Consider the following 11,254-nt stretch of genomic DNA (forward strand, 5'->3'; position numbering starts at 1 on the left):
TATAAGATGTGAAGAAATGAAATACACTAAAATAAGTAAAACGATACTATCTCTGGTTGCTTTGGTACCTTGTTTGGCGCAGGCGCAAACAGATGTACAATATAATCCCTCTGTAGCCCCTGATAGCGCTACAAAGGTGCAGGTAGCGTTCCGAAAGCTCGATAAAAAAGATGTGCTGGGTGGGGTGTCTTCTGTAAATATTGCAGACCTGATGAACAAGAGCTACTCCACTTATAGCCTCGATCATCTCGAAGCATTTGCTCCTGGTTTTCATGGGAATATATGGGGAAACGGTGCATACCTTGTTCTTGTTGACGGAATTCCCCGTGATGCTGGTAATGTGCTGCCGACCGAAATACAGGAAATCACTGTTCTTAAGAGTGCCGCTGCGTCGATACTTTATGGGAGCCGGGCGGCCAAGGGGGTATTGTTAATCACTACAAAAAGAGGGCAGGCTGGTAATCAGCAGGTGCAAATACGAGCAAACGCAGGATTGCACTCCGTAAAGCGTTTTCCCAATTACCTCGGTTCTGCTGAATATATGACGCTCTACAATGAAGCACGACAGAACGACGGCATCTCTGCACTGTATACAAACGAGCAGATCTACAACCATGCTGCCGGTACAAATCCCTACAGATACCCGAATGTCGATATGTATTCTGAGGAATATCTGAAAAGCGGGTATAGCAGATACGACGCGACGATGGAGGTAAGCGGGGGTAATGAGCGAGCCAGATATTATACAAATCTGGGTTTTTACCGTCAGGGTAGTTTATTGAATTTTGGTGAAGGCCAAAACAATAACACTCAACGGTTCAATGTAAGAGGAAATGTTGATGTAGATATTATCAAGCAAATCTCCTCATTTATCGACGCCTCTGTCTCATTTAATAACCAAAGCAATGTAAACGCCGATTATTTTGGTGGAGCAGCTACATTAAGACCAAACAGATTCTCACCTCTTATTCCAATCAGTATGATCGAAGAGAACGACTGGACTTCGCAAACCTACGTCAACTCGGGGCAGTTGATCGACGGAAAATATCTCTTAGGAGGAAGTTCTCTAGATCAGACTAATCCCATTGCTGCGGTTTATGCAGGAGGATCTGGTAATAACATTAGCAGGCAGTTTCAATTCACTACTGGCGTAAATGCAGATTTGAGTGGGGTGCTTAAAGGCTTGTCCTTCCATACTACATTCGGTCTGGATTATTCCACGTCGTACCGACTGGCTTTCAGTCGTCAGTATGCCACTTATAATCCCGTATGGAATAACTATTCCGGCGCCGAACTCGTAAGTTTTTCCCAAAAGTTTGGCAATGACGCCAGTACAGGAAATCAGGATGTGAGTGAACCCTGGTTCCGGCAAACATCAGCGATAAATGCAAGGCTTGCTTATGAAAACCAGTTTTTGAGTAAGCATAACGTTTCTGCCATGATTGTGGCTAACGGCTTCCAGCAATCAATAACAGGTGATTATCACAGGCTGAGCAGCGCGAACCTCGGGATGAATCTGGGATATAACTTTAGGCAGACCTATTATGCCGATTTTACAGGTTCTGTTATTCATTCGGCAAAACTCCCCGAGGGTAACCGAAGAGCTTTTTCTCCAACGCTTTCTTTGGCCTGGCGACTGAGCAATGAAGGGTTTATGAAATCGGCCAGGTTTGTAAACGATTTAAGGCTGACAGCCTCTGCGGGTGTTATGCATACAGATATCGATATTTCAGGAGGTAACAGCCAGGGCTTCTACCTGTACGAGTCATCTTTCCGCCAAACCGGTAATAACCTGGTTTACTATACCTGGAGAGACGGAAATACCAACTATACTGCTGTGCAGGATCGTGATGCTAATCCAAACCTGAAGTTTCCGAAGCGAGAAGAAATAACTTTCGGCATTGACGGGACTTTGTTCAACAGGGCGTTGGCCTTTAATGGTACCTATTTCTCCAGCAAAATGACTGGTCTGATTGTCCAAAATGCTTCGGCTTACCCCAGTTATTTCGCACCTCCATTCCCTGCCACGAATTTCATGCCCTGGGAAAACTATAACGATGAACTGAGAACAGGATTTGACCTGGGATTAAGTTACAGCAGGAAGTTAGGTCAGGTAGACTGGCGTTTAGGCATGAGCGGAACTTATTTTGATACCGAAATTCTGCAGCTAGCCGAGCCGATTTATAATAACATCTATCAGTACCGGACAGGTCGTCCATTGAATAACATCTTCGGATTGCAGAACCTTGGCTTTTACAAAGATCAGGATGACATCAACAATTCACCTAGATCTGGTTTTGGGGAAGTAAAACCTGGAGACATTAAGTATAAGGATCAGAATCAGGATGGAGTGATCAATGTTGATGATGAGGTTTATCTGGGTCGTTCAACCCCTCCGCTTACACTCGGGTTTAATATTACAGCAAAGTACAAAGGCTTTAGTTTGTTCGCTGTTGGGCTCTTAAGAAACGGAGGCCTCGCATTGAAGGGTAGTAATTTCAGCAGTATCAATCCAAATTACTTTTGGGTAAATGGAGAAGATAAATATTCAGAGATAGTAAGAGGCCGATGGACTCCGGAAACGCGTGAAACTGCTACGTATCCCAGACTCACTACCCAGGCTGGCAGTAACAATTTCAGAACTTCAGATTTCTGGCTTTACAGCACCAATAGATTTGACCTGGCAAGAGTGCAGCTCTCGTATACTGTCACTTCGCCCAATGACAGATCAATCTTAAACGGCCTCCAGATATATGCAAATGGAATGAATCTCCTTAGCGTAGCCAAAAACCGTGAAATCCTTGAACTTAATGTTGGCACAGCTCCTCAAACCCGGTTCTTCAACTTCGGTGTAAAAGGAAATTTTTAAATAAGAAGATATGAATAAGATAAAATTGCTCCTTATTTCATTAACCATTATTTGCTTTGGTTGTAAGGACATGTTCGAGCCTGAGGTGGAGAACATCAGGCAGATCGAGGAAAGCTATAAAGAACCAAGATTTGCGCAGGGGATTTTAATTAGCGCTTACGCCAGGATCCCTACAGATTCATGGGACTTCAGTGACATGGCAACGGACAACGCCGTTGCCAGTAACGAAACGAATAACTTCTACAGGATGTCTACGGGCGAATGGGCAGCCAACTTCAATCCGCTTGAAACCTGGGCTAATTGCTTTGCTGCTATAAACTACACCAATCTTGCACTTGAGATTGCAGATACCGTAACGTATAGCAGGACGGAAGGCATTAATAAGATGTTTCAGGACAGAGCCAAGGGAGAGGCCCATGGCTTGCGAGCCCTGTTTTTGTTCCACTTATTACGAGCGCATTCTGGCATGTCTGGTGGTCGTCTTCTCGGCGTTCCCTTGTTCACGGAGTATCAGCTTGCGAGCAAAGGTTCCATTTTTAACAGGCCTAGAGCGACTTTCGAAGAGTGCATGAAGCAACTGAATGACGATATAGCTAAAGCAACAGGATTGCTGCCTGATGATTACAGGGACGTTGCAAGTGTTCCTGCTAAATACCAGGGCTTGGGGGTAAACAGTGGAGATTATAACCGGGTTTTTGGAGATGGATCAAAGCTTTTGTTAAGTGGCCGGGTAGCTAAAGCAATTCGTGCTCAGGCGGCGCTTTTGGCTGCAAGTCCGGCTTACGAAGGCAGTGGTACTACCTGGGCGCAGGCGGCAGAATATGCGGCCGAAATTATTGACCTCAACGGCGGCGTCGCCGGGTTGTCTAATACTGCCCAAGGGGTGACCTGGTATCTGAATACCAATGGGCAGCTCGATAATATCGGAAATGGAAATAATCCTCCTGAAATTTTGTGGCGAAACTCAGTGCCCGGGAATTCGCTGGACCTGGAAGAAAACCATTTTCCGCCAACGCTTTTTGGAAGAGGTCTTTTAAATCCTACTCAAAATCTGGTAGATGCTTTTCCTATGTCCAATGGCTATCCCATAGGGCATCCGCAGGCAAATTATAATCCATCTCAGCCATACGCGAACAGAGATCCGCGCCTTGCACACTTTATTGTCTACAACGGAAGTACTGCCGGAGTGAATTCCTCAACTATTATTACTGCAGCCGACGGAAATACTGACGATGCAATCAACAGAGTGGAAACCTCTACCCGTACCGGCTATTATATGAGAAAGCTGTTGCGTCAGGATGTAAACCTAAGTCAGAATAGTAGGAACGGACAACGTCATATCAAACCAAGGTTTCGCTATACTGAATTCTACCTCGCTTACGCTGAGGCTGCTAATGAAGCTTTTGGACCTTTAGGAACCGGGTCTCGCCCATACTCTGCTTATGATGTGATCAAGGCAATCAGGCAACGTGCCGGCATCGGTGGTGGCGACCCTTACCTTGAATCGATTAAGGGAGATAAGAACGCCATGCGTCAGCTAATAAGGAACGAGCGCCGTCTTGAACTGTCATTTGAGGGATTTCGGTTTTGGGACCTTCGTCGCTGGAAAGAGAACCTGACAGAGCCAGCAAAAGGCATGTTAATACAGGGAGGTACCTATAACGTGGTTAACGTAGATAACAGGGTATACCAAAATCACATGGTTTATGGTCCCGTCCCTTATCTTGAAGTGCTGAAGTTTTCAGAGTTGCAGCAGAATGATAATTGGTAGTTCCCGAAACGGTAAATAAAATTAAGAAAATGAAAAAAGTTAACTACATAGTACTATTTCTTGTCCTCGTTTTTACTTCCTGCAAAAATGAAGAATGGGCCTTCCCCGACTACGACTATCAGGCGGTGTACTTTGGCCATCAGTATCCAGTAAGGACGATCACTTTTGGTGAAGATCAATTTGATACGTTTATGGATAACCAGGGGAGATTTCAAATTGTGGCTACTACGGGCGGTGTTTATGAAGTAGAAAAAGATGTAACCATAGATGTGCAGGTTGATAACTCGTTAGCGCAGAACTTGCGTTTCAGAGCGGGGGAGAATGAAATTATTCCAATGCCTTCCAATTATTACCAGCTGGCCTCCAATAGAATTATCATCCCGAAAGGGAAGTTAATCGGCGGAGTTGAAGTGCAACTTACCGACGCATTCTTTGCAGATCCCCTGGCCTATGGAAGAAACTACGTAATTCCATTGAAAGCTGTCAGCGTAGCCAATGCCGATTCAATTCTTCAGGGCAAGCACTTCACTTTATATGCTGTCAAGTACGTAAATGAGTTTCATGGATTTTACCTGCGGAGGGGCAAAGATGTTATTGAAGGTAAGAATGGCAATACCAGTCTAAACAAAACATTGACCAGAAGAAATCAGTACGTCGAGCGAGACGAAGTAAAAGCCTTAAATACGAAAGGTAGGAAGGTGGTTGAGCTTCCCCTTACCTTCCAGAATAGTACAGGAACGAACGTTTCTACTAATCTTTTATTAACCTTCGATAATAGTGACAATTGCTCAATAAGTGCTGCAGGCGGAACTTTCACCGCTACCGGTAGCGGAAAATTTGTAAAGAAAGGTGAGAAAAATAGCTGGGGTCAAAAGGACCGGGATGCGGTTTATTTACAATACACCATCGACCATCCAGATATGCGTATAACCGCCACCGATACACTGGTTCTCAGAAACCGTGGTGTTGTAATGGAGACCTTTGCCCCTGTAGCCAAATAAAAAAAGACTAGTCATGAAAAAATCACATAAACTACTAGGCATATATGCGTTTGCCTTTTCTGCACTTGTTGCCTGTGACCCTCGTGAAGAATCAGACTTTTTTGTAGACAAACCGCAGAGTTTGATTGTACAGGAAGAGCTTGATTCCTTTGATGCCTTAAAATCATATATAAATAGAGGAACACACGCTCAATTCAAACTGGGAGCGTCTGTTGCTGCAACCGACTACATAACTCGAGGCATTCTATATAGAATCGTTAATCGCAACTTCGATGAAATTAACCCAACAGGATTAACCCATGGCTCAATAGTTCGGGCGGACGGTAGCCCTGACCTAACTGCACTCAGCGGTTTGATCAGTACGGCTAAAGCGTCTGAAGTTTCAGTTTTTGGTCCCGCTTTGGTAAGCCATACGAATCAAAACTCGACCTATCTCAACAGTATAATTGCTCCCCTGGTAATTTCGGGAGATGCTGCAAGAGCTGTGGTCGTGAATTTTGATGCCGATAATCTGGGAACTACTTATCCCATGTCTAACGGAGGAAGCGCTACTGTTGTAAACAATACATTGAAGAATTCCAAAGTACTGAATGTGAAAGGAGCACAGACCTTTCCAAGGCTTCCCATTACGTTGCCGCAGGGAAGAAAGCTGGGCGACTATGTTTCTATCACCCTGGATATGTATATCACTGATGCAACGGGGCGATTTGGTCAGGGAATGAGGGTGAGTATAAACGGTGGGACGGTTGTGAACTACCCTACCCCAGCAAATTCGGGTATAAGTAATGGTGTGTGGGGGAAAATGACGCTGCCCCTGGCTACAATGAACCTAACTGAGCAGCAGAAGCAATTAACCACCTTTACCTTGATGGTTGGTTCGGCAACAGGTGCAGCGGATTATTTTATTGACAATATTTCAATGCAGGACATCAATATTCCAAAAACGAATGCGGAAAAGACACAGCTTATTGATGCAGCCCTGAGCAAATATATCTCCAGCGTAGTCGACACCTCTAAACATTACATTAAAGCCTGGACGGTCATCGACAGACCGATGGATGACGTAAATCCATCTCAGCTAAGAACCGGTGTGGGAAAGACCCTGTCTGCCGGCGACTTCTACTGGAGAGATTATCTTGGCAACGACTTTGGGGTAAGGGCCTTTCAACTGGCCAGACAGCGAGCCAATTCAGGTGATAAACTCTTCGTAAATGAGGATAAGTTACTAGGCAATTCGGCAAAGTTAAACGGCTTATTGGCTTATATCAACGATCTCGGGAACAAGGGCGCAACAGTAGATGGCATTGGAGTGGATTTAAACCTCACGCTCAACTCGAACAAAGCAGAGATCGATCAATTATTCACTTCATTGGCGGCTACAGGTAAACTAATCCGGGTGTCCGGATTGACGATTGGCACTGCTGGCGTGAAAAAGAAAGATGCGACGGCGGAGACCTATAACCAGCAAGCAGAGATGTACAAATACGTGATTCAAAAGTACCTTGAGTTGATTCCTGCAGCTCAACGCTACGGAATTGTTATCCGTGATTTGGTGGACGCGTCAGGTGCAGAAGTAGAACCGCTTGGTCTCTTTCGTGATAATTATTTGAGGAAACCTGCTTATGTAGGTGTCACAGAGGGATTGGCGGGAAAATAAGTATTCACAAATGCTTTTGGGAGACTAGTATTACGAGCACAAGATGTTTTATGCGGACATCTTGTGCTTTTTCCTTTATAGCCAGTACCGACTTAACTTGCAATTTGAGTTGTACAGAAGGCTTCTGCTAATCTACTACCTATAATAATCCCGTGTTACGCTGCTGAATTTACCGGCGGATAAACGAGGCTTGGGTGATCTGGATCGATGAACCACTATAAACTCTAAAAATGAAAAAAATTTATTCTGTAATAGTTCTTATGCTGGTCTTATTCAGCTGTAAGAAGAAAGCCGATATTGATAACCCTGCTTCTGTGGGGTTCAAAGAATCGGAGATTGCGTTATCTAATGAAGCAGGGAAAGGCACCTTTGATATCACCTGGTCTTATACAGAATGGGAATTGGCGGCACCGTCCGGCTTCATTTCTAACTTCTCCTTCCTTAAAGGAGGAAGCCTGGAGCACACAGGGACTACTAAGGTTTCGTTCGATTATTCAGTTAACCTTACTGCAGAAGAACGAGTACAGGAAGTGTTCCTTACAAACAAGGAAACCGGAGAGAAAAGCAAGCTAATTATCAGGCAAAGCCCTAAGCCCCCCGTGGAAATCGCCGTAAGTCAGGAAGTAACTTATCAGCAAATTACCGGTTTCGGCGGAATGAATAACGTTTGGGCCGCTCCTGTTTTGAACATAAATGAAGTTGAGAAGATGTACTCGGCAGACGGCTTGGGTTACAACATGATGCGCATCATGATCTGGCCTAATAAAAATGACTGGAGCCGGGATGTGGCTACTACCCTCAAAGCGCAATCATTGGGAGCCAGGGTACTCGCAAGTCCCTGGACCCCGCCGCCTGCCTTAAAAAGTACGAACAGTAATTTGCACGGATACTTGTTACCCGAGAAATATGCCGATTACGTAAAACACCTCAATGACTTCATCGACTATATGAAGGATCGCGGGATTACAATTGAAGCAGTGTCTATTCAGAACGAACCGGACTGGAGCCCTGAATACGATGGCTGTGAGTGGACTCCTGAACAGATACTGGACTTTGTAAAAAATCATGCAGGAAACATCAAAGCAAAAGTCCTGGCTGCTGAAGCCGTAAATTTCAAGAAAATGTATACCGACCCGGTACTAAATGATCCTATGGCCGTAGGAAACTTAGATATTGTGGGAGGGCATTTGTACGGCGGCGGACTTGCAGATTATCCCCTGGCTAGGGCTAAAGGAAAAGAAGTTTGGATGACCGAACATTTGCTGAACGAAGTGAACGATGGTATGGGCTGGGATCAGGCATTGGTATTTGCCAAGGAACTGAACGACTGTATGGACGCTAATTTCAATGCCTATTTCTGGTGGTATCTGAAGCGTTCGTACAGCATGTTAGGCGATGGGGATAAAGGCACCGTGATGGGAGAGACCTTGAAGCGTGGGTACGTGCTATCTCACTATGCCAAGTATGCCACAGGCAGAACCCGCATTGCAATAGGCAAAGTAGCGGAAAATAACAACGTGCATTTAACGGCTTATAAAGGGAATAATGATTTTACCGTTGTGATTGTGAACACCGGTAGCACTCCTGTTCCAGCCTTAAAGATAAAGCTGCCGGAAGCTGTATCTACTGCATCTGCTGTAGAAACTTCTGAAACTAAAAATATGGTTGCGAGCGCTGTAACGTTGGCTGCCGACAAGAAGTCCGGAGTGCTTAGTGTACCGGCAAAATCAATTATTTCAATTAAATTTTCGAAGTAAGATCAGCGGCCGCTTTTGGTACATTCGAAGAAAACGACAAGTTTTACGATATTAGATAAGTATGAATCAGTTTAAACCGGCATTAGTTACTTTTTTCTTTCTCTTTTTTCTTCTGCATGATTCTGTTGCACAAATCCGTCTTCCTGCTTTGATTCGTGACAGTATGGTACTGCAGCGCAATTCTCCGTTAAAAATCTGGGGATGGGCTTCTCCAAACGAAAAAATCAAAATTAGGTTCAATGGGAAAAGCGTAAATATTACGGCAGGGCCCGATGGAAAATGGTTAGCCAAGTTGCCAGCAATGAAAGCCGGCGGTCCCTACCAGATGCGTCTTCAGGGGAAAAACGAGATCCTGCTAAGAGATATCCTGATTGGGGATGTGTGGTTATGCTCCGGCCAATCGAACATGGTTCATCAAATGGGAATACATAATGTTACCTATGCGGAAGATATCGCGAAAGCGAATTATCCTCAAATCCGGCAGTTTTGGGTGCCGACAGCTACGAGCCTAACAGGTCCGAAAAGTGATTTGAAAGGGGGGGCATGGAAATGGGCTAATCCCAAAGATGTAAATGATTTTTCTGCAGTTGCTTATTTCTTTGCACGTGACATTCATACCCGCCATCGAGTTCCAATTGGTATCATCAATGCCAGCGTAGGAGGTACCCCGATTGAAGCCTGGACAAGTGAAGAGGGTTTGAAAGAGTTTCCGGCAGTGTTGACGCTGATCAAAAAGAACAAAGACACCGCTTACGTCAACAGTATGAACAGGCGGCCCCCCCCAGCCCCTGCTCGTCCCGGCGACGTGGATAAAGGCCTGACGGGAGCTGTAAAATGGTTTGATCCAGCTTATACTCCTAAAAACTGGCGAAGCTTCACTCTTCCCGGCTATTGGGAAGATCAGGGTATAAGGGATATGAACGGGGTTGTGTGGTTTCGGAAGGAGATCTATCTACCTGAGTCCCTCGCAGGGAAAGCAGCTAAGTTATTTATGGGACGGATTGTGGATGCTGACATCGCATACATAAATGGAAAGCAAGTAGGCCTAACCACGTACATGTATCCTCAACGGAGGTACAGCGTTCCGGCAGGGATTCTGAAAGCGGGGAAGAACTTGCTGGTGGTACGCGTACAGAATAATTCCGGAAAAGGAGGCTTCGTTCCGGATAAGCCCTATTATTTGCAAGTGGGAGACGAAGTAGTAGACCTGAAAGGTGATTGGCAATACAAGGTGGCCCAGGTGTTCAGACCGGTGGAAGGAAGGGGCGGCTCAGGGGGGATCTCGGAGCAGAACCAGCCAACAGCACTTTACAACGCTATGGTTGCTCCTTTCCGTGATTATGCGCTAAAGGGGGTGCTCTGGTACCAAGGCGAAAGCAATGCAGGAAGAGCCCAGGAGTATGAAAAATTATTACCTGCTTTGATCAGCGATTGGAGAACAAAGTTCTCGAGACCAGATTTGCCTTTCTACTATGTTCAGTTGCCCAATTTCGGCGATGCTACTTACCTTCCTACGGAAAGTGGCTGGGCAGTAATGCGCGAAGCCGCTCTTAAAACCTTAAGCGTCCCTAATACAGGAATGGCAGTAGCAATTGACCTGGGTGAATGGAACGACATCCATCCCGATAATAAGAAGGATGTAGGAGAACGCCTCGCCCTCATCGCAAGGCGGTTTAATTACGGAGAGAAGACCCTCGTTTACAGCGGGCCACTCTATCAATCCTCCAGGATAGTAGCAAATAAAATCCTGCTAAGCTTCAGCAACCTGGCAGGTGGATTGATCAGTATAGATGGAGAGGAATTGACCCCATTTGAGATCGCTGGCGCTGATAAGAAATTTGTAACCGCACAGGCACGGATAGTTGGGGGTGAGGTAGAGGTCTGGTCGGAAGAGATACCTGAACCTAAATATGTCCGTTATGCATGGGCAGATAATCCCGTAGGTCCAAATCTATACAATGCAGAAAAGTTGCCTGCTTCACCTTTCAGAACCGACAAATAATTAAAGTTGGCCGCTCCGCTACAATTGTTGTTACATTGAGGCTGAAAGGTCAGTCAAAAATATTAAGAGTCTTTTTAGTTGATAAAGAGGCTCTTAGTTTCTTTCTTAGTTATCAGGTTCAAATCTGCATCCATTTTAATTGTAACAAGTTCACCGTCCGTATAACTATTCCCTGCTTCCTGCCGTACTAAATCCTA

6 protein-coding genes are annotated in these 11,254 nt (G+C 45.2%); all 6 read left to right on the plus strand.

The annotated features are described in order from the left end of the window. Positions 1-16 precede the first annotated feature (16 nt). Entirely contained in the window at positions 17-2,869 is a 2,853-nt protein-coding gene (locus J4N23_RS12755; protein WP_207427823.1) for a SusC/RagA family TonB-linked outer membrane protein, read from the plus strand. A 10-nt stretch (positions 2,870-2,879) separates the two neighbouring features. Next, the gene (locus tag J4N23_RS12760) at positions 2,880-4,640 is read left to right on the plus strand and encodes a RagB/SusD family nutrient uptake outer membrane protein (protein WP_207427824.1); all 1,761 of its coding nucleotides are present in this window, start codon (positions 2,880-2,882) and stop codon (positions 4,638-4,640) included. Between the two features lie 29 nt (positions 4,641-4,669). Next, entirely contained in the window at positions 4,670-5,641 is a 972-nt protein-coding gene (locus tag J4N23_RS12765) for a DUF5627 domain-containing protein (RefSeq protein WP_207427826.1), read from the plus strand. 13 nt (positions 5,642-5,654) lie between these two features. After that, a complete protein-coding gene (locus tag J4N23_RS12770) occupies positions 5,655-7,298 on the plus strand; it encodes an endo-1,4-beta-xylanase (protein WP_207427828.1) in 1,644 nt (547 codons plus the stop codon). Between the two features lie 230 nt (positions 7,299-7,528). Then, positions 7,529-9,055, plus strand: a complete 1,527-nt coding sequence (locus J4N23_RS12775) for a hypothetical protein (protein WP_207427830.1) — start codon at positions 7,529-7,531, stop codon at positions 9,053-9,055. A 61-nt stretch (positions 9,056-9,116) separates the two neighbouring features. Further along, positions 9,117-11,057: a sialate O-acetylesterase gene (locus tag J4N23_RS12780; RefSeq protein ID WP_207427832.1), complete on the plus strand. Its 1,941-nt coding sequence runs from the start codon at positions 9,117-9,119 to the stop codon at positions 11,055-11,057. Positions 11,058-11,254: the final 197 nt, after the last annotated feature.

This window comes from Pedobacter sp. SYSU D00535, from assembly GCF_017355855.1.
In the GTDB taxonomy this organism is placed as follows: Bacteria; Bacteroidota; Bacteroidia; order Sphingobacteriales; family Sphingobacteriaceae; genus Desertivirga.

Coding starts and splice junctions, on each gene's coding strand:
- J4N23_RS12780 (WP_207427832.1), top strand. CDS start 9,117: ATGAATCAGTTTAAACCGGCATTAGTTACTTTTTTCTTTCTCTTTTTT.
- J4N23_RS12760 (WP_207427824.1), top strand. CDS start 2,880: ATGAATAAGATAAAATTGCTCCTTATTTCATTAACCATTATTTGCTTT.
- J4N23_RS12770 (WP_207427828.1), top strand. CDS start 5,655: ATGAAAAAATCACATAAACTACTAGGCATATATGCGTTTGCCTTTTCT.
- J4N23_RS12775 (WP_207427830.1), top strand. CDS start 7,529: ATGAAAAAAATTTATTCTGTAATAGTTCTTATGCTGGTCTTATTCAGC.
- J4N23_RS12755 (WP_207427823.1), top strand. CDS start 17: ATGAAATACACTAAAATAAGTAAAACGATACTATCTCTGGTTGCTTTG.
- J4N23_RS12765 (WP_207427826.1), top strand. CDS start 4,670: ATGAAAAAAGTTAACTACATAGTACTATTTCTTGTCCTCGTTTTTACT.